Source organism: Actinoplanes sp. NPDC051861 (genome assembly GCF_040681145.1).
GTDB lineage: Bacteria > Actinomycetota > Actinomycetes > Mycobacteriales > Micromonosporaceae > Actinoplanes.
In genome coordinates this window covers 1,294,889-1,319,228 of record NZ_JBFAYE010000001.1, presented here as the reverse complement: position 1 = coordinate 1,319,228, position 24,340 = coordinate 1,294,889, and the positions used below count along the sequence as shown (strand labels likewise).

The window sequence follows — 24,340 nt, the reverse complement described above, 5'->3', positions numbered from 1 at the left end:
GCGTGTAACCCGCCTGGAACACGGCGATGATGGTGCCGTGGCGATCCAGGAGGAACGAGCGGTAAGCCGGCGCCAGGGACAGCTCTTCACGCTGGTGGCGCTGTTGCTGGCGGCGGTCAACCTGCGGCTCGCGGTGACGAGCGTCGGTCCGGTGCTGACTGAGATCCGGACCGGACTGGGCATGAGCGCGACGGCGGCCGGTCTGCTCACTTCCGTACCCGTGCTGTGTTTCGCCTCGATCGGCCTCGCCGCGCCCCGCCTGGCCCGCCGCCACGGTGCGCCGCGCGTGATCGCCGGTGGCCTGGCACTGCTCGTCCTGGGTCTCGCCGCACGGCCCTTCGCCAGCTCGACCGTGCCGTTCCTGCTGCTCAGCGCCGTCTCCCTGGCCGGCATCGCGCTGGTGAACGTCCTGCTCCCGTCGATCGTCAAGGACCGCTTCCCGGACCGGGTGGGCAGCGTCACCGGGCTCTACTCGATCGCTCTCAACATCGGCGCGACCACCGCCGCGGCCGCGACGGTCCCGCTGAGCGGCGCCTTCGGCGATGATTGGCGGCTGGGCCTGGCGTGCTGGTCACTCGCCGCGGTGGTCGCGCTTCCCCCATGGCTGATCATGGCGCGCAACCGCGGCGCCGCGGGTCCGCAGGCTTCCGGCAATGCCACCGTACGAGTGAGCCGGCAGCCGGTCGCCTGGGCCCTCGCCGTCTACTTCGGCATGCAGTCCACCTCGGCGTACGTCATCATCGGCTGGCTGCCCCAGATCTACCGCGACGCCGGCATCTCGGCGTCGATGGCCGGCGTCCTGTTCGCCGTGACCTCGTTCCTCGGCGTCCCGCTGACCTTCGTGCTCTCCGCCCTCGTCGGCCGCTTCCGCAGCCAGAGCGGCATCGCCCTGACCCTCGGCCTCTTCGGCATTGCCGGCTGGGCCGGCCTGTGGGCCTCCCCGTCCGCCGCGCCGTGGCTGTGGGCCTTCTTCCTGGGCGTGGTCAACACCGCCTTCCCCCTGGTCCTGACGATGATCGCCCTCCGCGGCAAGAGCCCCGCCACGGTCGTGCAGCTCTCCTCCTTCGCCCAGGGCGTCGGCTACCTGATCGCCATCCCCGGCCCCATCCTGATCGGCGTCCTCCACGAGGCCACCGGCGGCTGGCGCATCCCCCTGGCCCTCATGACCCTCCTGATGGTCCCCCAGATCCTCGCCGGCATGGCCGCGGGCCGAGACCGCCAGATCTGACCCTCCCGCCCCCGTCAGGCGCTTTCTCCGGCGGGCTGTGGTGTGCCGCCCGGCGTAGGCTGCGTCGATGGGGCAGACCGTCTGGGAGTCCGGCGCGGCCTATGAGGCATATGTCGGCCGCTGGAGTCGCCGCGTCGCCGAGATCTTCGTCTCCTGGCTGGACCCCGCACCCGGCTTGCGCTGGCTCGACGCGGGCTGCGGAACCGGCGCTCTCACCGCCCGCATCCACGCCACCGCCGCACCGCGCGAGCTGATCGGCGTCGACCGCTCCACCGGTTTCCTGGCCTCAGTCCGTGCCGGGCACACACCACTCTGCGCCGCCGACGCCACCGCTCTGCCCTTCACAGGCGGCCACTTCGACGCCGTGGTCAGCGGCCTGATGCTGAACTTCGTCACCCACCCCGAAGCCGCCGTCCGCGAACTCGCCCGCGTATCCGCTCCCGGCGGAACCGTCGCCACCTACGTGTGGGACTACTCGCACGGCATGGAGATGATGGCCCACTTCTGGACCGCCGCCGCCGACCTCGACCCGGCCGCCACCGCCCTGGCCGAATCTCTGCGCTTCGACCTGTGCCGCGACGACGCCCTGACCGCCCTCTGGACCAGCGCCGGCCTGCGCGACGTCACCACCCGCCGCATCGAGATCCCCACCGTGTTCACCGACTTCGACGACTACTGGCAGCCGTTCCTGGGCGGTCAGGGTCCCGCCCCCGGTTACGTCGCAACCTTGACCGCCCCTCACCGAACCGCCCTGCGCGAACGACTCCGCGCCGGCCTCCCCACGGCCTCCGACGGCTCCATCACCCTGACCGCCGCCGCCTGGTCCATCCGCGGAACCACCTGACCTCACCAGCCAGCCGCTAGCGGGACGCCGGCGTGGACGAGCGCAACGCGAGCAGCACCGGCTCGAACTGGTCCATGAACATGGCGTTGATCGCGATGAACGAGAACCCGGCAGCCTCCCGCCGCTCCCACAACTCCTCAGCGACCCGCCCCGGCTCCCCGATCAGGAAACTCGCCCCGCCGGCCGCCGCCATCGCCCTCGCATCCCCGCCCACCTGCCGCGACAGCCAGTACGGCAGGGCGTCCACCGAAGCAGCCATCCCCGCCACGTTGAACTGCAACTCCACGTCCCGGTCCCCGGCCATCTCCCGGAACTCCGACGCCGTCCGGGCCAGCGAGGCGAACGGCGTCCCCGGCGGCAACCCGAACGTCACGATGTCCGCCCGCGCCGCCGCCAGTCGCATCATGCCCGGCTTCGACGCCGCCACCAGCACCGGAGGCGGCACCGGCAACTCCCGGACCGCCGTGATCGTCGACTCCACCCGCCGCAGCCGCTCCCCCGGCGTGCCGAAGCCGCCGGCCAGCGCGATGGCGTCCCGCTCACCGTTGGGCCGTCCACCGCCGACGCCCAGCTCGAAACGGCCGTCGGTCAGGGTCTGCAGGCTCCCCGCCTCCCACGCCACCGCGGCCGGCGTCCGGTTCGGGGCGCTCAGTACATAGGTCCCGAGCCGCAACGTGCTGGTCACCGCGCCGGCCGCCGCGAGGGCCGCGAACGGGGACAGGGTGAAGAGAGTGTCCGGTACGAGAAGAATGTCGTACCCAAGGTCCTCGGCGCGACGCGCGGTGCTCGCCCAGTCCGCGCCGGAGTGTGCCTGCCCGGCGATGACGCCGAACCGAAACGCGCGCTCAGTCATACCGCCAGCCTGCCGCCGCGGCGACCGCGGCGCGTCCGCCACCGGGAGGCACAACGCCTACACCCTCGGACGTATCGGGAAGCTCCCACCCCTCTCCGAGCAGGCAGTTCCCGCACCCACGACAGGCGCCGTCACCCTCGACCGTGCCGTCAACCCGCCGGGTGTACGGGCAGGACTCACCAGTAGGTGTGGCGTAACGCATGATCCCATTGGGCCATGAAGGGGGACGTGAGCAACCGGGCCGAAAGTCCCGTAGCCGCCAGGTGTCATCATGTGCCCATGGGGCGTCCATGAAGGACGAAGACAGCCAGGCCGTCGAGCAGGCCCGAGCCGGTGTGCGCGCGTGGGTCCGCGACGCCGGTCACCGCACGCGGGCGAAGGTTCGCGCCGCCGGACCGTACGCAATCCTCGCCTTTCTCACCGCCTCCGCGGTCGCGCCCATCGCCGGCGCCGGACTGGGTGCCCCGCCCGAATACTCCGCCGCGCTGAACCAGCTCGGCGGCATAGGCAGCAACTTCCTGGCCGACACCCTGGCCGAGAGTGCCCGCCGGCTGCACAGCACCGAGAATCCCACCCAGGAGCAGTGGCGCGACGCGATCGCCGCCGAGCTGCTGCCCCGGCTGACCGCCGCCGACGAGCAGAGCCGGGCGCTGCACGATGAGATCTCCCGGGTGCTGCGCGGTGTCGACGCGGTCGGTGCCGCGATCGCCGAGGCCGCGCTCACCGACGAGGAGCTGCGGCACACGCTGGAGTCCTCCTTCCAGGAGCTGGGGCTGGGCGTCGACGAGCTGCGCTGGATGGTCACCGACGTGCGGCAGAGCGTCGACGGGCTGCGGCAGCAGCTGGCCGTGCAGAGCCGTCAGCTGAACCTGCGGCTCGACGAGGTGCGCGCGCATCTGATCGCGTTCACCCGCGAGCAGCTGCCGGCCGAGGACGGTGTGCCGGCTGACGTGCCGCCGGGCGCGGTTCCGCCGTACCCCGGTCTGGCGAGTTTCCAGCCGGAGGACGCGCCGTGGTTCCGCGGCCGTGAGGCGCAGGTGGCCGAGTTGCTCGGGCGCCTGGCCGAGCAGTCCGTCGGCGGTCCCCCGCTGGTGATCACCGGCGTCTCCGGCGCCGGCAAGTCGTCGCTGGTCCGGGCCGGATTGCTGCCGGCCGTCGCGGGGGGCGCGCTGGGCGATGCCGCGGAGGCTTGGCCGTGGGTTCTGACAAACCCGGGGGTACGCCCTCTCGCTGATCTTGTCGGCCGCCTGTCGAGTCTGGCCGGCCTGAGCACCGAGCCGGGTCCCGCCGACGACCTCCTGCGCGGTGTCCGAGCCGAGCCGCAGCGCCTCGGCGAGTTGGCCGCCATGACCGATCACCGCCCAATCATCGTGGTCGACCAGTTCGAGGAGCTGTTCACCCAGTGCCCCGACCCGGCCGAGCGGCTCGCCTACGTGACCGCGCTCGTCAACGCCGCACCGGCTCTCGTGGTGATCGCCGTACGCTCGGACTTCTACCCGTCCTGCGTCGAGCTGCCGCCGCTGGCGAAGGTGCTGGCCGGCGGCCATGTCGTGCTCGGCCCGCTGGACGCCGACGCGATCCGCCGGGTGGTCGTCGAGCCCGCCGAGCAGGCCGGGCTGAGCGTCGAGCCGGGACTGCCCGATCTTCTCCTGCGCGACCTGGGCGCCGACGGCAAGGACGGTTACGAGCCGGGCGCCCTGCCACTGCTGGCGCACGCGCTGCGGGCCACCTGGGACGGGCGGGAGGGCGCGCGGCTGACGGTCGCGGCGTACCAGGCGACCGGCGGCATCCGGCACGCCGTCGCGGAGACCGCCGAGAAGATCTACCTGGAGCTGTCCGCGGAGGACCGTGACCGGTTGCGGGAGGCGCTGCTCGCCCTGGTCACGGTCGCCGGCAACGGTACTGTCGTGCGCCGCCGAGGCGAGCGGGCCGCCGCCGACTCACGGGTGCTGCGGCGGCTGGTGAAGGCCCGGCTGGTCACGGTCGGCACGGAGACCGTGGAGATCAGCCACGAGGCACTGCTGACCAGCTGGCCCCGGCTGGCCGGCTGGCTCGCCGAGGCCCGCGAGGACCTGCTGCTCCGCCAGCAGATCACCGAGGCCGCCCGGGACTGGGACCGCTCCGGGCGCGATCCGGACCTGCTGCCCCGCGGCTCCCGCCTGCTGGCCGCGCGCGAGCGGCTCAACGGCGCGGACGGCGTCGTCGGCGACTATCTGGCGGCCGGCCGGGAGGCCGCGGAACACGAGGAGGCGTCCCGGCGCCGGGCCACCAGCCGGCTGCGCAGCCTGGTCGCCGGTCTCGCGGTGGCGCTGCTGCTGGCCCTCTCCGGCGGCCTGGTCGTGCTGGACCAGCGCGCCGAGGCCCGGGCGCGGGAGCACGAGGCGCTCTCCCGGCAGTACGCGGCCGAGGCGCTGGCCGCCCTCCCGGAGGACGAGCCCGCAGCCGTGCGCAGCGCGCTCGACAGCTGGCACGAGGCGGAGACGTTCGAGGCGCGCAGCGCGCTGCTCTCCACCCAGATGGTGCGGTTCGCCGGGCAGCTCGGCACGGCACCGGGCGGATACTCGGCGGCCGTGAGCCCCGACGGCTCGCGCATCGCGCTCGGCGACACCGAGGGTGTCGTCCGGCTCTGGGACAGCGCCACGATGGCACCGATCGGCCAGCCGCTGCTGTATCCCGAGAGCGAGGACCCGACCTGGGTCAACTCGCTGGCGTTCTCCCCGGACGGCCGCTTCCTGGCGTCCGGCGCAATCCTCGCGAACGGCGGCGTGAAGATCTGGGACGCCGCGACCGGCAAGGAGGTCCGCACCCTCGCGGCCTTCGGCGCGGTGACCTGGCTGCCCGGCACGACCACCGTCGTGGCCACCTCCACGACCGGCACGGCGGAGCGCAAGGTGGCCGGTTTCTGGGACGCGGCGACCGGCCGGCGAACGGGGTCGCTGGAGGTCGGCAAGGACAGCGGGATGTCGATCGCGGTGAGCCCGGACGGCCGCTACCTCGCGGAGACCGGGATCGACTACCGGGCCGAGGTCCGGCGCATCGACGAGGGCACGCTCGTGATGAGCGAGGCCGGCCCGCAGTTCCTGGCGTTCGCCCCGGACGGTTCGCTGGTGACGAACACCGAGGTGAACAGTCAGGGCCGCCTGACGCGGTGGGCCGTTCCCTCCGGCCGCAGGCTGGGCGACGTGATCCCCGACGACGTCGTGGTCCCGCCCGCGGCGCAGTTCACCGTCACCGGCGACAACATGGTCGTCGCCAGTGGCCTGCGCGGCACCGCGAACCTCTGGTCGCTCTCCAACGACATCGACGGCTCGCTGAACCTGGGCTTCTCGGGCTACGGCTCCTCCGCGGCATCGGCGAACGGCCAGGTCGTCGTGATCACCTCCCAGGTCGCGCCGGCCGAGGTGTTCCGCCGCGTGGTGAACTCGCTGAACACCGACGGCGAGGTCTTCGACGTGACCTTCTCGCCGGACGGCAGCCGCATGGCGGCCGGCGGCTCGGACGGCACGGTCCGGATCTGGGACACCGGTTCCCGCGAACTGGTCCGCGCGTTCCGCCCGTCGGGAATGGTCAGCGGTCTCGCCTGGACCGCCGGCGGCCTGATCGGCGTCGCCACCCTCGCGCCGTCGCTGGAGCTCTGGGACGAGACCGGGAAGCGACAGGTCTCGGTGCCGCTGCAGTACAAGCCGAAGGACCTCGCGGCCTCACCGGACGGCGCGCTGCTCGCCGTGGCCACCGGCCCCGACCGGGACGACGACCCGAACACGGTGCCGGGCGAGGTCCACCTCTACGACGTTCCCGGCCGGCAGATGCGTGGCAAGACCACGCTGGAGAGGCACTCCTCGTACGCGGTCGGCTTCTCGGCGGACGGGACCACGATGCACGCGGCCGTCACCCGCTCGACCGCGGGTGAGCGGGTCATCCCGGTCTTCACCGAGCTGCGGTCGTGGCGGGTCACCGATCTGACGGAGGTGGGCGCCCGGCCGGTGCTCGGCGACTATCAGGTTCTCGACATGGCCGTGGCGCCGGACGGATCGGGGATGGCGGTCGCCGGCACCAACCGGTTCGTCGACGTCCGCACCGCCGATGGCACCCGGTCGCGGTGGCGCTCCGACGTTCATCCCGCCCAGATCGACGGGCTCGCCTGGTCGCCGGACGGGCGGACGGTCGCGGCCACCGACCACAGCGGGCCGATCCGCCTCTGGGACGCCCGCTCCCAGCGCCCGCTCGCCGTCCTGCACGGTCACTCGGCCGCTCCGGCAGCACTCGCCTTCGCCCCGGACGGTGGACTGCTGCTCAGCGGCAGCACGGACACGCAGGTCAGTGTCTGGCCGGTCGCGCCGGCTGAGGCCGTACACAAGCTCTGTCTGATCGATGTGCCGCACAGCCGGAACCGGAACGCCGAGCCCTCGCCCCTCTGCGCCTGATCTCTTCCCCTTCGGGCCAACTCAGGTTAGCCTTACCTAACTCGGTTCGGTGCGCCGGCACTTCCTCGGTCTCGGCGCACCGAGCCGGTCCCTCACACCTCGATCGATACGGCCGTGACCACCAGCCCGTTCCGGACCACGAACCGGCCGTGCAACGCGGTCAGCGGCGGAGCACCGTCGACCCGGGTGCCGTCGACGTGGAGAAGGCCGGTGAACGTGCCCGCGACCGGATCGATCAGCAGGCTCGCGTCCCCGAAGCCCAGCCACCGCCGGGTCAGCGGGAACCACGCCTTGTAGACCGCCTCCTTCGCGCTGAACAGCAGCTTGTCCCAGTGCACCGAGGGATCCGTTCCGGACAGCTCCGCGAGATGATCGGCGTCACCGCCGGCCAGCACCGTGCGGGTGACCCGGGGCGGGAGCGGGGTGTGCGGCTCGGCGTCGATACCCACGCTCACCACGTCGCCCGCCCGCGCCACCGCCGCGGCCCGGTAACCGGAGCAGTGCGTGATGCTGCCCGCCAGACCGGCCGGCCAGAGCGGCTCCCGGCGCGGCCCCGGGCGGATCGCGACCGGCGGGTGCCCGAGCCTGGCCAGAGCCTCCCGCGCGCAGCGCCGCGCCGTGACGAACTCGCGCCGCCGTCCGGGCGCCGCCGTGGCGATCAGGTCCTCCTCGCCCGGGAAGCACTCGTCCACGGGGTCGTCGGTGAAGGTCTCGGCGGTCATCACCGACGACGGCAGCAGGGCGGCGAGCACCGGACGAGTGTGCCATGCACGCATATCAGAGACCGGACATCCACTCCAGAGCCGAATTGACGACTGTGGAACTGCGGTCATAGGTAACCTGAAGACGGCAGAATGGGCCGCATGGATCTTCGCCAAGGCATGGGCCTGCGACGGCTGGGCAGGACCGCGGAAGAGTTCCAGCAGGATCTGCTGAGCAACCTCTACTACCGGCGGGGCACGACGGTCGAGTCGGCGAGCCCCCGGGACGCCTACGAGACGCTCTCCCTCACCGTGCGCGACCGCCTCGCCGACCGACGCGCCCGCACCGCGGCCGCGCACTTCGCCAGCAATCCGCGATGGGTCTACTACCTGTCGGCGGAGTACCTGCTCGGCGCCCAGCTCGAGCAGAACATGCTCTACTCCGGCACCGGCGACCTGGCCGCGCAGGCGATCAAGTCGCTCGGCTTCACGCTCGAGGAGATCGAGGGGCTCGACGTGGAGCCCGGCCTCGGCAACGGCGGCCTGGGCCGTCTCGCCGCCTGCCTGGTCGACGCGATGGCCACGCGGGACATCCCGGCGGTCGGCTACGGCATCCGCTACGACTTCGGCATCTTCAAGCAGTCGCTCGCCGGCGGAGCGCAGGCCGAGGGACCGGACGACTGGGCGTTCCAGGGCAACCCGTGGGAGTTCCCGGCGCCCGACGACCGGCAGACCGTCGGCTTCTACGGCCACACCGAGCCGATGCCCGGATCGCCGACCCGCAAGCGGTGGGTGCCGGGCGAGATCGTGCTCGGCGAGCCCAGCCACATGCTGGTACCCGGTTACGGCACCGAGACGGTCAACATCGTGCGGCTGTGGCGGGCCCGGGGCAGCGAGGCGTCGTTCGATCTGAGCCGCTTCTCCGCCGGGCAGTACGCGGAGGCCGTGCAGGAAGCGGTCCGCGCGGAGAACATCAGCAAGGTGCTCTACCCCGACGACAGCACCGAGCTCGGCCGTGAACTGCGGCTCAAGCAGCAGTACTTCCTGTGCTCCTGCTCGCTGCGGGACATCATCCGGCGGTTCCGGCTGCGCAACTCCGACTGGAACGACTTCGCCGACAAGACGGTCATCCAGCTGAACGACACCCACCCGACGATCGCGATCCCCGAGCTGATGCGCCTGCTCGTCGACGAGTACGAGCTGGAGTGGGAGCAGGCCTGGACGATCACTCGGCGGGTTTTCGCGTACACCTGCCACACCCTGCTACCGGAAGCCCTGGAAACCTGGCCGGTGCACCAGTTCGAGCGGCTGCTCCCCCGCCACCTGGAGATCATCTACCTGATCAACCACGAGTTCCTGCGCGAGGTCGAGGCCCGCTTCCCCGGTGACGGCGACCGGATGCGGCGGATGTCGATCATCCAGGAGGAACCGGACCGCCGGGTCCGCATGGCGCACCTCGCGGTGGTCGGCACCGAGGCCGTCAACGGCGTCGCCGAGCTGCACTCCAAGCTGCTGCGCGAGACCGTGCTCAACGACTTCGCCGAACTCTGGCCGGCCAAGTTCCAGAACGTCACCAACGGCATCTCGCCCCGCCGCTTCGTCAAGCTCGCCAACCCGCGCCTGTCCACCCTCATCACCGAGGGCCTGGGCAGCGACGCCTGGCTCAACGATCTGGAGGCCCTCGCCGGCCTGGAGGCCCTCGCCGACGACAGCTCGTTCCTGCAGCGCTGGCGCGAGATCAAGCGTGCCAACAAGGTCGACCTGGCGGCCGGCCACCCCGACTCGCTCACCGACGTGATGATCAAGCGCTTCCACGAGTACAAGCGCCAGCAGCTCAAACTGCTGCACATCATTACGCTCTACCACCGGATCCGGGCCGATCCGGGCGCCGACTGGGTGCCGCGTACCGTCCTGTTCGCCGGCAAGGCCGCACCCGCCTACCACGCCGCGAAGGACATCATCCGCCTGATCAACGCGGTCGGCGCCACGATCGCCGCCGACCCGGTCGTCGCACCGCACCTCAAGGTCGTCTTCGCCGAGAACTACAACGTCAGCCTCGCCGAGCGCATCGTCCCGGCGGCCGACCTCAGCGAACAGATCTCCCTGGCCGGCAAGGAGGCGTCCGGCACCGGCAACATGAAGCTCGCCCTCAACGGCGCCATCACGATCGGCACTCTCGACGGCGCCAACATCGAGATCCGAGCCCGCGTCGGCGCCGAGAACTTCTTCCTCTTCGGACTCGACGCCTTCCAGGCCGCGGAGGTGCGCCTGCACGGCTACCGCCCCCGTGACTACTACGAGCACGACGCCGAACTCCGAGCCGCCCTGGACGCCATCCAGGCGGGAGCCTTCGGCGGCGTCGGATACGAGGTGGCCGGCTCGCTCCTGGGCTGGGACGAATATCTGACGCTCGCGGACTACCGCTCCTACATGGAGTGCCAGGACGAGGTCGAGCGCGTCTGGCGCGATCAGAACCGGTGGACCCGGATGTCCGTACTCAACACAGCACACAGCGGCTTCTTCTCAGCGGACCGCACGGTGGCGGATTACGCGGCCAGGATTTGGCGAGTCACCCCGGTGCCGGTTCCGGCAGAAGACTAGGGGGTACGAGACTCGCGCTCTACCTCCAACGACCCCGCGACCATCTGCAACGCGAGGCCGAATCGCGACCGCCGGCGCAAGTCGGCGGTCGCGCCATTTCCTCGCCCTGCGGCTATTCCTATCGGCAAAGTGGGGATAGGATCGGTAGCCATGAGCGTCACCGATGAGCTGCTCGCCAATGCTGAGCGCTATGCGGCTTCCTTCGACAAGGGAAGCCTCCCGCTTCCGCCGGCCAAGCGCGTCGCCGTGCTGGCCTGCATGGACGCGCGCCTGAATCCCTACGGCCTGCTGGGCCTGACCGAGGGCGACGCCCACGTCATCCGCAACGCCGGCGGCGTGGTCACCGCCGGCGAACTCCGCAGCCTGGCGATCAGCCAGCGACTCCTCGGCACCACCGAGATCATCCTCATCCACCACACCGACTGCGGAATGCTGGCCTTCACCGACGACGGCTTCAAGGCAACCCTCGAGGCCGAGGTCGGCTTCAAGCCCAACTGGGCCGCCGAAGCCTTCGCCGACCTGGACGAGGACGTCCGCCAGTCGATTCGCCGAATCCTCGCCGACCCGTTCATCCCGGTGAAGGACTCGGTCCGCGGCTTCGTCTACGACGTCGCCACCGGCAAGCTCCGCGAGGTGCGCTGACACCACACCGCCCGTCACTGCGGCGCCGTCACCGCGCGGCGCCCTCACCACGACGCCCTCATCACGGCGCCCTCACCACGCCGCCTGTCACTGCGGCGCCCTCACCACGGCGCCCTCACCACGGCGCCCTCACCACGGCGCCTGTCACAGCGGCGCCCTCACCACGCCGCCTGTCACAGCGGCGCCCTCACCACGCCGCCTGTCACTGCGGCGCCCCCCACCACGGCGCTGTCAGTCTGCGACGTGGGCGGTGTTGTCGAGCCAGTGCTGGGCGAGGTCCACGTCGCCGTCGACGCTGACGCCGGTGGCTCCCGGACCGGTGAGCGGCAGCCGCCGGGTCAGAACCAGCAACAGCCATCCCGCCGACCCGCTCACCGTCACATCGGCCCGTCCGGTCCCAGTCCGCCACGTCGCGCCGTCCGGCCTCCGCTCGACGAACCACGCACCCCCGCCGTCGGTGGCCAGCCACTGCAGAGTCTGCCCGGAACCCCGGATGGCGTGAGCGGACTCAGACCGCAGCATCTCCCACGTGGGTGACGTCAGCATCGCAAAGTGGTTGCTGACCAGCGCAGCCGCAACCTCGGCGTCAACGTCGACCACCCGCTCCGCCGCGCTGCCCACGCCACCCGCAACCGCCGCGCCGCCCACGCCACCCCCAACCGCCGCGTCGCCCACGCCCGCCGCAACCGCCGCGTCGCCCACGCCCGCCGCAACCGCCGCGCCGCCCACGCCGCCCGCAACCGCCGCGTTGGCCGCGCTCGCCGCAACCGCCGCGTTGGCCGCGTCGAAACCGTGGACGACAGTCTCGTTCAGGACGCTGGCCAGCCAGAAGCGCGCCCCGGTCCGCCCATCCCCAGCGGCGTTGAACACCGGCGCGTCGAGCGCGTCATCCGAGAACGCGCCGGCAACCCGTTCCGCGGCCTCCGACAGCCACCCCCGCCACTGGCCGGGGTCGCCGGGAAGGACCGCCATCTCCGTAGGCAGCTTCATGGGATCGGTGATCCGCCGCTCGACGATCTCCGCAACCCAGTGCTGCGTCTGGCCCACGTGCTCCACCAACTCGGTGACGGTCCACTCCGGGCTGGTCGGCACCGCGGCGTCAGGTCCGGCCGCCGCGGCTGACTCCGCCAGGCGCCGGGTGTGCTCGACGATCGCTCGCCGGGCCAGTTCCGCGTTCAGCTCACTCATCGGTCCACCGTTCCCTAGGTTCGTTGTGCTGTGACTGACCCGCCGTCGCAGCCGAACTCATCGGTGGACCTACTACTCATACCTGACAGCGTTGTGGCGCGTGGTGCTGGAGAGCAGCGGCAGTGCAAGACTCGCAAAGAGGATGGCAGCGAGCAAACCACCCGCAACAGTGGCGTATACGGTTATGTCCGGCCAGCGCCACTCCCCCGTACCCCCACGCGACGCCGCGTAGGACGTCACCAGGCCCAGACCGACTCCGATCAGCGACGTGATGACCATCGGGGCGGTCACCTCGAGGAGGACGACGCGGCGGAGTTCGCTCATCCGTACCCCTGATGCTCTTAACAATGCAAACGGCCGCCGCCGCTCCGCCAGGCCTCCCACCATCCCGGCCGCGAGCGCGCAAGCGCCGACGACCAGCACGAACAGGCACGCGAGACTCGCCATGGGACGCAGCCCGTTGAAGAACGCCAGCCCGTCACCGTCGACCGGATCGCGATCGGAGTTGACGATCGCGTTGGGTACGAGCGCAGCCGCCTCGTTCCGAATCCGGTTCTCCGCGGCGAGCGAGCCGTCCGTCGGCAGATAGATTTCGACGACGGTGACCGGAATTGACCCGTCGCCCTCGTTCCAACCGGAGTCGATCGGAAACGGACAGTTGACGTCGACGACGCGGTCGAGATCGGCGCAGCGCACGGTCGGGCCGAAGCCGGTGCCGACGATGACCGCTTGCGGGACGGTGAGCAGCGGGCCGAGCTGCGACGCGGACACACCGCCGGTATTCACGCGGACCACGCCCGGGCGCAGACCACTTTCGGACGGCGGGGCCAGCGTGCCGACCACACCCGCCATGTAGGTGACGACCCACGTCGCGAGCACGACGCCGCTGATGGCGCGGAAAGTCGCATACGGGTCGGCGGCGACGCGCCGGGCGGCGATCAGGGCGGGCGCGCGACGGCTGAGACGGGCCATCGCACGGCCGGCGATCATGCACAACCACGGTCCGAGCAGGACGAACCCGGCGATCTGCAGCAGCACCCAGAGCGGGGCGAGCTGATCGGTGAGGCTGCTTCCGGCCAGCGGGCGGCTGGTGAACTGACCGGCGACACCGACGGCGAGAAGCAACGCGGGCCAGGCTTGCGGCGCCGGCCGGGGGCGCCGACGCATTCCAAGAACATTCATGGGTACGCGAAAAAGCGACACCATCGTCGTGGCCACCACGAACAGCGGCACCCCGGCGAGCACCAGGAGCACCTGCCACCACGGCACGACGAGGTCGTCCAGGAAGAACCGCCCACCCTGCAGCGTCACCGTGAGAGCCAGCACACGCCGCCCGATCAGAAACAGACACGCACCGATCCCAGCCCCGACCACCGCCGCCAGCCCGGTCTCGACCGCCGCCACCAGCGCGATCTGACCCCGGGTAGCCCCCGCCAGACGGAGAGCCACCAGCCGCTGCTCGCGTTCGGCGGCGGCGATCCGAGTCACCATGACGATCATGACGATCACCGGTACGAGCAGCAGCGCCACCGTGATCAGCATGAGGACGGCCAGGAGGAGGAAGTACGCGTACCCGCTCGGCGTCGTGCCGAAGCCCCGCACCACCGCGGTAGAACGAACGTTCTGTATCTGGTCTGGGCTTCGCCCGACCACCGCCACGAGCTCGTCCGGATGCGTCAGCGCGTCATCCCCCAGCGTCAGCGTGTCCCGCCCCGGGAACCGCGCGGCCAGCTCCGGCGCCTCCGCGATCAGTGCCCGCAACGCGGGCGAGAGCGCCACCTCACCGGGCGCGGGGAGCCGCGCCAGCCCCGGCGGCACCGGCGGGTCCGCCCCGAGCGCCGCGACGTAGGCCCGAGTCATCCGGGTGCCGTCGTAGTAGTCGGTGACCGCCAGAAACAGCGCACCGTCGGCGGAGACAGCCGGCGGATCGGCGAGTTCCGGCAGGGTCACCGCGTAGGCCGCGTCCTTCCAGCCGCTGCGCTCAGCCCGCGCGAACACCCCGGCGACAGCGGCAAGCGCCAGCAGCAACATCGTCACCCCGATCGCCACACCGATCGTCGTGAAGACAAGCCGCACCCGCGACTCCCGCCCACCGGCAACCGCCAGCCGAACAGCAAGACCCGGGCTCATGAGCCACCGGCTCCGGCCAGGACGTCGAGGCCCGGCCGGACTCATGAGGCGCCGGCTCGGGCCAGGACGTCTAGGCCGTCGCGGACGAGGACGGTGCGGTCGGCGTAGGCGGCGACGCGGGGCTCGTGGGTGACCAGGAGGACGCCCGCGCCCAGTTCGCGGGCCGTGTCCACCAGGAGTTCCATGACCTGGTCGGCGGCGATCGAGTCGAGGGCGCCGGTTGGTTCGTCGGCGAAGACGATGCGGGGGCCGGTGATCAGTGCTCGGGCCAGGGCGACCCGCTGGCCCTCGCCGCCGGCGAGTTCGCCGGGCATGCGGGTGTCCAGGCCGTCCAGGCCGAGCCGGGTCAGCCAGGTGCCGGCCTCGGCGAGCGCGTCGCGGCGGCGGCGGCCGGCCAGTAGTAGGGGCAGGGCGATGTTCTCGATCGCGGGCAGTTCCGGGATGAGCTGCCCGAACTGGAAGACGAACCCGAACTCGGACCGCCGAAGAACAGCGCGCTCGCGGTCGGGAAGCTCGTCGAGGCGCCGACCGTCGAACCACACCTCACCCAGGTCGGGAGCGAGGATGCCGGCGAGGCAGTGCAGCAGCGTGGACTTGCCGGACCCGCTCGGCCCGATCACCGCGACGATCTCGCCGGCGGCGAGCTCCAGGCAGGCGCCGCGCAACGCCTGCACCCGCCCGAACGACCTGTGCAGGTCACGCCCCTTCAACAGCGCCGCCATCGCGCACCTCCCGGGCCAGCTCGGCGAGACGGGCGGCGGTGTGGTCGATCCAGCGGAGGTCCGCCTCGAGATGGAAGAGCCGGAAGTCCGCGAGCAGCGCGTCGTGGGACGTGGCTGCCGACCGGCGGGCCGTGGTGAGTTCGCGCATGGCGTCCAGATGCCGGGCGCGCTGCGCGTCGAGGAACTCGTCGGCGGGACGCCCGGAGGCGAGGGCCAGCACGATCTTGGTGAAGAGGACCGGCTGGAGGTCCGGCTGGGGTTCCTCGGGTTCACCGAGCCACGTGTCCAACTCGGCCACCCCTTCCGGCGTGATCGCGTAGCGCTTACGGTCCGGGCCGGCGCCCGGCTCGACCGCCACGATCTGGATCCGGCCGTCGCGGACCAGCTGGGCGAGGATCCGGTAGATCTGACCGAAGCGCACCGGTTTGGCCGCGCCGAACCGCCGGTCATAGGAGTGCTTGAGGTCGTAACCGTGCCGGTCGGATTCCTCGAGCAGCCCCAGCAACGCATAGGAGACCGTCATGCGCACCGTTATACCCGGCGGGTATACCCGCCGGGTATAGCTCGTGCAAAAGGCGAACGATCAGCCCACGGTGACGGTGCCGTCCGATCTCCGGACACACGCCACCTGGCGGGTCGCGGTGGCGGCGGCTCCGGTGAGGCAGGTGGCGAGGACGCCATGGCCGGCCGCGTTCGGATGCCAGGACTCCTGACACGTCTGGTACGAGGTCACACAGGTGTTGGCGAAACGCTGGATGGCGATTTTGTCGTACCCATCAAGATCTTGAATGAAAACGCCGCTCGTGCCGTCCTGGACCCGGATCGGGGTGGCCAGAGTGGCGGCCGGGTCGGTGGTTGTCTCGCAGAGGCGTGCGCCGTCGAAGGCACGCTGCACGTTGAGGTGGACCAGCTGCGGGAAGTCGTTCCGCAGCGAGTTGTAGACCGAGCCGACCAGGGTCCCGAGGGCGGCGGAGAAGACGTGCCCGGCCGGCAGGCTGGCCCGGTGGATCGGGCAGCCGGCGCGGTACCGCTCAGCGCCGAGCGCGCGGAACTTGTCCCGGTCGTCCTGCCGGCCGTCCTCCTCGACCAGGCTCTGCAGGACGTCCGGAGCGAGCGGGTTGGTGTAATCCTGCAGGACCACCCGGTGCTGCCCGTCCGGATCGATCTGGTCCAGCACGGTGAGCAGCTCGCGGACAGCGGCCAGGGTCTCGGCCGTCGCCGCCGTCACCTGCGCCGCCGTGGCCAGGTCGTCCGCGGCGCAGGGCTGCTGCGGCACCGGCCCGTTGATGTACGCCCAGAACTCCCACCACCCGGTCCAGGCATCCGCGATGAACCGGTTCGCGCACTTGACCGCCACGTCGCCGAACGTGAACGAGCTGTTGTTCGACCCGATCCCCAGCAGCACCAGGTCGATGTCGTGCGTCTGCGCCACCGCCCGCAGCTGCTCGATCTGCGCCGCCACCTGCCGCCCACCGGTACGGGTGCTCGACGCCGACGCCAGGTCGTACGGCCGCCCGCCCGAGCAGGCCAGGTTGATCCGCGCCGAGATGCCCGGCAGGTCCGCCCGGAAGATCGACGCGTTCGCCGACCGGTGACAGAAGTACGCGTTCGCGTTCGCCGCCGACCAGCCCGGGAAGCCCTGCGCGGTCCCGTTGACGTCGGTGACCGGCTGATACGCCCCGGCACCCTCCCCGCTGACGAAGCTGTCACCCAGCGCCACCGCAGCGGTCGGCAGCGCAGCCCGGGCCGGAACAGCCGGGGCGATCACGAGAAGGAGGACGGCAAGGACATGGACGATCAACGATTTCCGTGCCATGGACGATTCTGGTCAGCGGCCGGAAGTGCCGTCAATACGCGAAAGATATCCGCGTCTCACCCTACTGAACGGACCTTGCCGGGAGCCCGTCTCGATCTCTAACGTCGGTCCCCATGCGCGACGACGCGTTCCGCGCGTACTTCGAACGGCATCACGACTCGCTGTCCCGGCTGGCGTACCTGATGACCGGCTCCGCTGAGGCCGCCGACGACCTGGCCGCGGACGCGCTGACCGAGGTGTGGCGACACTGGGACCGGGTCACCGCGGCCGACGACCCGGCGGCGTACGGTCACGGCATCCTGATGAACCTGGCCCGCCACTGGGTCCGGCGCCGAGGACGGGAGCGCCTGCTGACCCTGGAGTCGTTCCGCCGGCGCGACAGCGACGTGCCCGCGATCCTGGACGTTCGCGGGGCGCTGCGCAGACTGCCGCACCGCAGGCGGGCCTGCGTCGTGCTGCGGTACGCGTTCGACATGCCGGAGAAGGAGGTCGCCGCGGTCCTCGGCATCTCGGTCGGCGCGGTGAAGAGCGCGACCTCTCGCGGGGCGAGGCAGCTGGCCGAACTGTTGGGTGACGGCACGAAACCCCGGTTCGACGACGGTTGGGAGGCGGCGCGATGAGAGACGACGAGCTTCGCGCGGCGCTGCGGGCCGAGGCCGCCGCGCACCGGCCCGACCGGGACGCGATGCTCGACCGGATCACCGCCTCCGCGATGACCAACGAGGCCGGCCGGCGCAGCGGCTCCCGGGTCCGGATCGGTGCCGCGGCCGCCGCCGTGGCCGCGCTCCTCGCCGGTGGTGGTGTCGCGAACTGGGCACTGGCCGGCGACGACGCCACGCCCGTCCCGCTGCCGCCACCACCCAGCGTGGCGGTGACCACGACAACGCCCACCTCACCGCCGCCCACCTCATCGCCGCCGACCTCGAAGGCCACGAGCAAGCCCACGTCGAAGGCCACGAGCAAGCCGCCGGCGAGCACGACGCCGTCCAGGAACACCCGGGTCGAGCAGGGCCCGCTGTGGTCGGACGGCTCCGTCGACCCGGACAGCCGGGGCGCGAGCGTGGTCACCCTCAAGACGACCGAGCGGCTCACCTCCCTGGAGGTGGTGATCCGGGTGGCCCGGACAGACGGGCTGACATCACGCGGCGGGACGAAACATACGCCGGGCGCCAGCGTGACTACCACGGTCACCGAGGAGCCGGGCGCGTTCCTCTACCGCTTCGTACTGTCCTCGGCCGACGTCCTGGAACCCGGCACATACACCTTTATCGCGAAATATGCGTATCGGGCCGATGGGCGGGACGCGGGTGACGACACCTACGAGGCGAAGGCGGACACGGAAGGCAACGCAGCCCTCGACGTCTACGGCGACTTCTACTGAAGCGCGACCAGACGGGAGTTGGTCACCGCCATCGTGTACACCTCGGCCTCGGTGAAACCGGCGGCAAGAAGACGGTCGGCGAACAGGGCCAGCCCGTCCTCGACCGGCGGGTTGAAGGGCTGACCCAGGTCACTGGAGAGGATCGAGTGCTCGGGCCCGGTCGCGCGGATGTTCGCGAACAGGTCGTCCCACGCGACCTTGCCGGTGTGCGGCGTGGTGAAGCAGCGTTCCAGCAGGGCGCCCATCCCGGCGAGGCGGTGCTGGTCGGCGACCGGCAACCGCTGCGAGGTGAACTCCGGGTGGGTGACGACGATGCGGCGTACGCCCTCGTCGCGCGCCGCCTCGACCACCGCGGGAATCTCCGCGGCCGCGAGGTGGCCGGTGGCCAGCACCATGTCGTGCCGCGCCACCACGCGCAGCACCCGGCGCACCGCCTCCAGCACCGCGCCGCCCTCGTCCACCACCTCGACGACGTCCGGCACGATCCCCCGCGCGTGCAGGTCGGCCTGCAGCGCGCCCCACATGGCCGGTTTCGCACCGGGCAGGTCGCCGGCCGTGCTGGTGCGCTGATTGCGGGAGTCGACCGTGGGCATCCACACGATCCGGGCGCCCAACCGGCCGGCTATCTCCACCGCCGCCGGGTTCATCCCGCCCATCGAGCCGTTCAGCGTGATCGCGCCGAGCACGTCGACCCCCGGCACCGCCTTGCGCACCACCGCGGCCCGCTCGGCGGTCGTCACGTAGTGCGACTTGAGCACGAAACCGGCCAGGCCCACCGCGGCGAAGCGGTGGGCCAGGTCGAGATCGTCGATGCGGCGCTCCATGACGTCCGGTGCGACGTGCACATGCGTGTCGTAGGCACCGGAGACGAGAGCGCGGGCGGCAGCCGAGGGAGTCGACATGCCGCCCATACTCTCAGTTCTCCACGACGTCGTTGAGCGGTGACGGCTGGTTGAACAGCGGCGGGGCGTTCCACTTCTGCAGTTCGGTGCTGCTGCACGGCGCCATCCGGATCCGGCTGGTGCCGTCGGAGTGGACGTCGCCCGACCCGGCGGTCTTGAGGTCGGTGGGCTGCAGGCAGTTCTTCTTGTTGTCGAGGATGCGATAGCTGGTGGCGTAGTCACCGGTGTTGTGGAAGACCGTCCACCCGTAACCCTGGTCGTTGTCGGACTCGGCGATGGCCTGGTAACCCGTCGGGCACTTCACCAGCGTCGGGTACGAGGTCAGCGTCGCGGTGCCCGGCGTCTTCAGGCAGTAGATGGTCCCGCTCTGGGTGACGGTGATCGGGCCCTTCTTGACGGTCTCCTTCTTCTCGGAGTCCGGGACCGGGTGCACCCAGATCTGGTTCCAGTCGATCGTCTTGCTCGGGCTCTGCTTGCAGAACCAGGCGATCATGTACGCGTACGTCGGGCTCTGGTTGGTGACGTCGAAGCACCGGCTGAACTGTGAGTAGTTCACCAGCTGGCTCGTCTTGTCACCGGCCATCCCGGCGCCGACGCCCGGGTCGGACCGCCAGATGCTCGTGTTGCTGGTGGCGCTACAGACACCCGGGCTGGTGGCGAGGTTGTTGAGCAGGACCACGGCGCTGCCCACGGTGTTCGGGCTCTTCACCGACATGCAGAAGGTCTCGGTGCCCTTCGAGGAGTTCGTGGAGCGGAAGCGGCTGCTGCCGTCCAGGCTCCACTGGAACTGCCACATGACGGTGTCGTCGCACTTGCGGAACACCACCGGGTTGTTGTTGGCGTGCGAGGTGCCGGCGTGCAGGCACATGCCGTTCTCGGCGGCGGACGTCTCCGAGTTGATCAGCTTGAGGTACAGGTTCTCGGTGTAGCCGAACTGCTGGGTGTTGTTGCCGTTGCAGAGCTTCATCGTGACCGGCGTGCCGGCTGTGGGGTTCTGCGATCCCGCGTCCAGGCACAGGGGCTTGTCGGTGGGCGAGGCAACCTTGATCGAGCCACCGGGAATGTTGTTGTTGTTGGTCCAGAAGTTGTAGGTGGCGGTCACCTGCCGGGACCCGCTGGACGCGGTCGAGCTGGTTCCCGTCGACGTCACGGTGGCACTGACCGGTGCCTTGGTGAGCGGGCAGGTGAGGATGTTGCCGTCCTGGTCCCGGTAGACGATCTCCACCTTGTAGAGCAACTTCTCACCGGTGCCGTCGATACCCGCGTCACCGGTGATCAGGCACTGCGGCATGTCCTCCAGGCGGCCCTTGACCGTGCCGTCGGTGACCACGGAGTCGGCCGCCGCGCGGACCCGCGCCAGCACCACGTCCAGACCGACCTGGGCGCCGTTCAGTGCGGCGCTGCGGTCGGTGAAGGTTCGTGTGGACGTGACCTGCCGGACGACCAGCGGCAACAGCGCCGCTGACAGGACCAACCCGATCGTGATCACCAGCATCGCCATCGGCAGCGACCCGCGGTCGTCGCCGTGAGCACCGTGTCGCTTCATCACAGCTCCTTACAGTCGCTTTCCGATACCGCGGTGGCCCGGTCGGTGTTGTTCTGGGCCGTGTAGATCGAGTCGAACGGCAGGGTCACCTTCCCGACCTTGACGGTGAACTGCAGGCGGGTCTGCACGAAGTCGTTCACGTAGCTGGAGCCCATGCCGGCGCTGGCCGGTGCCGCGCCGGCGTAGTAGACCGCGAAGGGAGCGACGCCGCTGATCTGCGTGACACCGCTGGCGATGGCGGGCCTGCTGGTCGGGCCCGTCGCGTCCGGGTCCTTCCACGCGGCCAGGCTGAGCACGCCGTCTGCCGCGAGGCTCAGTTCACGGCACTGGCTCTTGCCGTCGGCGGCCTTGGGCAGCTCGTACCGGAAGCGGTACGGAGCTGTCTTGACCTGGCCGATCCACCTCGCGTAGCGCAGCTCCCGGTCCAGCCTTCGGAAGCTGTTGTCCAGCTGGTCGCGCGCCTCGGCGGTGTTGTCGATCGCCTTCGTACCGGAGTAGATCTCCACCGTCGCGCTGACCAGCATCAGCGTCACGACCGACATGATCGACAGGGTGATCACGAGCTCCATCAGGGAGAAGCCCTCGTCGTTGTCGCCTGCGGCCATCCCGCGTTCCCTTCTCACGTGATCGTCCAGACGAGGTTCAGCACGGCGGTCTGCGGCGTCGGCAACAGGCTGTTCGCGGTGATGGTGACGTTGTAGACGCCCTTGGTCGTCGGCGTGCCGATGACCGCGTCCTGTCCGTTGTTCAGCTTCAGGCCGGGCGGCAGACCGGTGACCGTGTACTGGACGTTCTTCAGCAGCAGGACTCCGGCGTTCGTCGTGACGGGCAGGTTGACCGTGCTGCCGGACGCCGACGTCTGGTCAGCGCCCACCAGGTTCGGCGCGGTGAAGGTCAGCGAGGTCGTGGTCGTCACCACCAGTTCGAAGGTCTGACTGGCCGTCCCGCCGATGCCGTCGGAGACCGTCACGGTCGGCAGGTATCGCCCGGCCACCGACGGCGAGCCGGACAGGGCGCCGGTCAGCGCGTTGATCGTCACGTTCGCCGGGGCGTTCTTGAGCGTGTAGGTGTACTTCGTGTCCCCACCCCTCGCGACCGCGGAGCCGGACGCGGCCGAGCCGAGGGCCACCTGCTTCGCGGCGATCGCGTCGAGCGTCAGCGGCCCATAGGGGTCGTGGACGGTGTGGACGAACGTGCCCTCCTTGGTCCGGCCGTTGGCGTCCTCGACCCGTACGGTGATCGTGTAATCGCCGTTCTTGGTGAACGTGCCGGTGATGAGACCGGTCTTGCGGTCGAGCTCCACGCCGTCCGGCAGGTCGGTGAGCAGGGTGTACCGGTACGTCGTCGGAACACCGTCGACGCCCTTCACCTGCAGGCTCACCGCCGTGTTGACGACGCTCTCGGACGCGGTGGGCACGGTGATCGACAGCGGCTTCACCACGTGCCACGTGATCGTCTCGGTGTCGGTGCGCCCGAGCGAGTCGGTCACCTTGATCGAACTCGTGGTGTCGCCGGCGACGGTGGGCTTGCCGGTGACGGTGCCGCCGCTCGTCAGCGTGAGCCAGGACGGCAGCGAGCCGGAGGCGACGGCGAAGACGTTCGGCAGCTGACCGTGGTCGACGTCGAGCGGGTAGCTGGCGGTCTCGTTCTGGTAGAAGTACACGTCCCTGGTGATGAGCTCCGGCTGAGCGGCCTTAGAGTCGAAGGTCGGCTCGGTCGCCTCGGAGATCAGCGTCGAGGCGATCAGGCTGCACTTGTCGTCGGTGCAGCCCTTGCCGGTCCAGCTCACCAGCACGACCACCCGGAAGTACCTCAGGATCTCGGCCTTGTTCGACGGCGGCGAGCTGTAGGCCGGGTCCACGCAGTCGTCGTCGCGCAGGTAGTAGACCTCGCACCGGCCGACGAGGATGTCCCGGTTGTACGACGACGCGCCGACCGTGACGTTCTGCGTCGCCGTGGAGATCGGCGCGTTGTCGCCGTCCGTCGCGGCGGTGAGGATGTTCGTGTCCCAGGCCTTCTGCATGCTCGCCATGTAGCGCTTCATCTTCGGGCGGTACGGGCCGTTGAGCAGCGTGTTCCACTGCGCCTCGGCCTTCGTCTGCCCCCGCCCGGCCAGCAGCGAACTGCCCTTCAGCGCGCGCACCTGCTCGATGGCGCCGGCCGCGACCTGCACCGCCTGGCGCTTGTCCCGCTCCTGCGCCACGGCCTTGGTGCCGTTGACGAAGAACGCGCCGATGCCGGCCATCGCGACCGTGATGACGGCCATCGACACGAGCACCTCGAGGAGGCTGAAACCCTCGTCGTCGCGGGGTACGCCCGGTTCGCTGCGCATCTCACTCCCGGCTGGTCTGCTGGCGGTGGGCAGGGATCTGCCGTAGGCACCATCGGCAAGCCGGGACGGGAGTCGAGGATTTAGTTCACGTACTCCACCGCACCCGCGCCCTGGATGTCGAACATCCGCCGCAGCGAGCGTGAGCAGCCCAGGAGCCGCAGGCGGCGCTGGCCGCACAGCAGGGCGCGCACCGCGGCCGCGTCGGCGAACCGCAGGTCGGAGACGTCAAGGGTCAGGGTGTCCGCACTCTCCTCGACCAGGTGCTCCACCACCGCCTGCAGCGCCTGCCGGTTCGACAGGTCGGCCTCGCCCTCCAGTCGCAGGCCGAGCGGATCGGTGATGCGGGTGGCCCGCAGCAGCGGGATCAGCCGCGGGTCGGTCTCCGTCGTGACCGTGGACGGGTGCGACCGGATCACGCCGCGCATCTGGGACACGTCGAACAGCGAGCGGTCGTAGAGGCACACCCCCGTCGCGAACCCTTCGGCGAACAGGCGGTTGACCTGAGCCTCGTACCAGGCCAGTTGCTCGGTGCCGGGAATCGGCCGGCTCGCCCAGGACATGTCGCCGACCGCGCGCATCCCCAGGTATCCGTCGTCGCGGGCCCGGGCGGCCTCGGCGCGCCAGGTCGCCAGGGTGGCGACGGGGTCGAAGCGCTCGCCCCGCACGTACGACGGGCCGGTCAGCGTGATCCGCAGCTGGTCCCGCCGCCGGAGGGTGGCGACGTCGACGCCCTGGGCGATCAGCTCCGCCTCCACCTGCTCGCCGCCACGGCCCTGATAGATGACCCGGTTCTGGTCACGCAGGCCGGCGCGCATGAACGCGACGAGGCTCCGCGTCCGCAGCGGCTCGTCGTCGACGAGGAGGCACACGTGGTCGCCCGGGCGGAGCCGATCCAGCAGGCCGGCCTCGGCCATCACGTCCCCCTTGGGCCCACCCCCGTGGGTCGATGTCCGGCTCACCGTACTGTCCGGGCGGTGATGGTCGGTATCGCTGAAACGGGGGTCAGGCAGCTCAATCGACACTGGGAGTG

At 70.6% G+C, this 24,340-nt stretch carries 19 protein-coding genes; 7 read left to right on the top strand and 12 right to left on the bottom strand.

Features of this window, described 5'->3' with window-relative positions; genetic code table 11:
* Positions 1–37: 37 nt before the first annotated feature.
* Together AB0M02_RS06360 and AB0M02_RS06355 are read left to right on the top strand one after the other, a co-directional pair.
* Complete coding sequence (locus tag AB0M02_RS06360; RefSeq protein ID WP_364222278.1) at positions 38–1,228, top strand: MFS transporter; 1,191 nt, start codon at positions 38–40, stop codon at positions 1,226–1,228.
* 67 nt (positions 1,229–1,295) lie between these two features.
* Positions 1,296–2,072, top strand: a complete 777-nt coding sequence (locus tag AB0M02_RS06355; RefSeq protein ID WP_364222275.1) for a methyltransferase domain-containing protein — start codon at positions 1,296–1,298, stop codon at positions 2,070–2,072.
* A gap of 16 nt (positions 2,073–2,088) precedes the next feature.
* On the opposite strand, the gene AB0M02_RS06350 is transcribed toward AB0M02_RS06355, so the two are convergent.
* Complete coding sequence (locus AB0M02_RS06350) at positions 2,089–2,925, bottom strand: LLM class flavin-dependent oxidoreductase (RefSeq protein ID WP_364222272.1); 837 nt, start codon at positions 2,923–2,925, stop codon at positions 2,089–2,091.
* Between the two features lie 290 nt (positions 2,926–3,215).
* Here AB0M02_RS06350 and AB0M02_RS06345 point away from each other — a divergent pair, with 290 nt between their 5' ends.
* Positions 3,216–7,349: a hypothetical protein gene (locus AB0M02_RS06345; RefSeq protein WP_364222269.1), complete on the top strand. Its 4,134-nt coding sequence runs from the start codon at positions 3,216–3,218 to the stop codon at positions 7,347–7,349.
* A gap of 92 nt (positions 7,350–7,441) precedes the next feature.
* Here AB0M02_RS06345 and AB0M02_RS06340 read toward each other — a convergent pair whose 3' ends face one another.
* On the bottom strand, positions 7,442–8,101 hold the full coding sequence (locus tag AB0M02_RS06340; protein ID WP_364222266.1) for a 4'-phosphopantetheinyl transferase superfamily protein: 660 nt from the start codon (positions 8,099–8,101) through the stop codon (positions 7,442–7,444).
* Between the two features lie 111 nt (positions 8,102–8,212).
* Here AB0M02_RS06340 and AB0M02_RS06335 point away from each other — a divergent pair, with 111 nt between their 5' ends.
* Positions 8,213–10,651, top strand: a complete 2,439-nt coding sequence (locus AB0M02_RS06335) for a glycogen/starch/alpha-glucan phosphorylase (RefSeq protein WP_364222263.1) — start codon at positions 8,213–8,215, stop codon at positions 10,649–10,651.
* Between the two features lie 150 nt (positions 10,652–10,801).
* Entirely contained in the window at positions 10,802–11,293 is a 492-nt protein-coding gene (locus AB0M02_RS06330; RefSeq protein ID WP_364222260.1) for a carbonic anhydrase, read from the top strand.
* A 231-nt stretch (positions 11,294–11,524) separates the two neighbouring features.
* On the opposite strand, the gene AB0M02_RS06325 is transcribed toward AB0M02_RS06330, so the two are convergent.
* The 5 genes from AB0M02_RS06325 to AB0M02_RS06305 form a co-directional block, all read right to left on the bottom strand.
* Positions 11,525–12,481: a maleylpyruvate isomerase N-terminal domain-containing protein gene (locus AB0M02_RS06325; protein WP_364222257.1), complete on the bottom strand. Its 957-nt coding sequence runs from the start codon at positions 12,479–12,481 to the stop codon at positions 11,525–11,527.
* 72 nt (positions 12,482–12,553) lie between these two features.
* Positions 12,554–14,557 (bottom strand): FtsX-like permease family protein, encoded by a 2,004-nt coding sequence (locus AB0M02_RS06320; RefSeq protein WP_364222254.1) that lies wholly within the window; start codon positions 14,555–14,557, stop codon positions 12,554–12,556.
* A 95-nt stretch (positions 14,558–14,652) separates the two neighbouring features.
* Positions 14,653–15,333 carry an ABC transporter ATP-binding protein gene (locus tag AB0M02_RS06315; RefSeq protein ID WP_364222251.1) on the bottom strand — a complete coding sequence of 227 codons (681 nt, stop codon included), beginning with the start codon at positions 15,331–15,333 and terminating at the stop codon, positions 14,653–14,655.
* Complete coding sequence (locus AB0M02_RS06310; RefSeq protein WP_364222248.1) at positions 15,308–15,856, bottom strand: PadR family transcriptional regulator; 549 nt, start codon at positions 15,854–15,856, stop codon at positions 15,308–15,310. The genes AB0M02_RS06315 and AB0M02_RS06310 overlap by 26 nt, the downstream gene beginning before the upstream one ends.
* A gap of 60 nt (positions 15,857–15,916) precedes the next feature.
* A complete protein-coding gene (locus AB0M02_RS06305; protein WP_364222245.1) occupies positions 15,917–17,149 on the bottom strand; it encodes a hypothetical protein in 1,233 nt (410 codons plus the stop codon).
* A 113-nt stretch (positions 17,150–17,262) separates the two neighbouring features.
* Between AB0M02_RS06305 and AB0M02_RS06300 the strand changes: the two genes are divergently transcribed.
* Both AB0M02_RS06300 and AB0M02_RS06295 read left to right on the top strand, forming a co-directional pair.
* A complete protein-coding gene (locus AB0M02_RS06300; protein ID WP_364222242.1) occupies positions 17,263–17,769 on the top strand; it encodes a SigE family RNA polymerase sigma factor in 507 nt (168 codons plus the stop codon).
* Positions 17,766–18,530: a hypothetical protein gene (locus AB0M02_RS06295; RefSeq protein WP_364222239.1), complete on the top strand. Its 765-nt coding sequence runs from the start codon at positions 17,766–17,768 to the stop codon at positions 18,528–18,530. The genes AB0M02_RS06300 and AB0M02_RS06295 overlap by 4 nt, the downstream gene beginning before the upstream one ends.
* Here AB0M02_RS06295 and AB0M02_RS06290 read toward each other — a convergent pair.
* The 5 genes from AB0M02_RS06290 to AB0M02_RS06270 form a co-directional block, all read right to left on the bottom strand.
* Positions 18,524–19,432, bottom strand: a complete 909-nt coding sequence (locus AB0M02_RS06290; RefSeq protein ID WP_364222236.1) for a DUF6282 family protein — start codon at positions 19,430–19,432, stop codon at positions 18,524–18,526. The genes AB0M02_RS06295 and AB0M02_RS06290 overlap by 7 nt on opposite strands.
* A 13-nt stretch (positions 19,433–19,445) precedes the next feature.
* Positions 19,446–20,978 (bottom strand): RICIN domain-containing protein, encoded by a 1,533-nt coding sequence (locus AB0M02_RS06285; protein ID WP_364222233.1) that lies wholly within the window; start codon positions 20,976–20,978, stop codon positions 19,446–19,448.
* Complete coding sequence (locus AB0M02_RS06280; protein WP_364222230.1) at positions 20,978–21,583, bottom strand: prepilin-type N-terminal cleavage/methylation domain-containing protein; 606 nt, start codon at positions 21,581–21,583, stop codon at positions 20,978–20,980. The genes AB0M02_RS06285 and AB0M02_RS06280 overlap by 1 nt, the downstream gene beginning before the upstream one ends.
* A gap of 14 nt (positions 21,584–21,597) precedes the next feature.
* Positions 21,598–23,310, bottom strand: a complete 1,713-nt coding sequence (locus AB0M02_RS06275; RefSeq protein ID WP_364222227.1) for a putative Ig domain-containing protein — start codon at positions 23,308–23,310, stop codon at positions 21,598–21,600.
* A gap of 80 nt (positions 23,311–23,390) precedes the next feature.
* The gene (locus AB0M02_RS06270; RefSeq protein WP_364222224.1) at positions 23,391–24,224 is read right to left on the bottom strand and encodes an MEDS domain-containing protein; all 834 of its coding nucleotides are present in this window, start codon (positions 24,222–24,224) and stop codon (positions 23,391–23,393) included.
* Between the last annotated feature and the right edge of the window lie 116 nt (positions 24,225–24,340).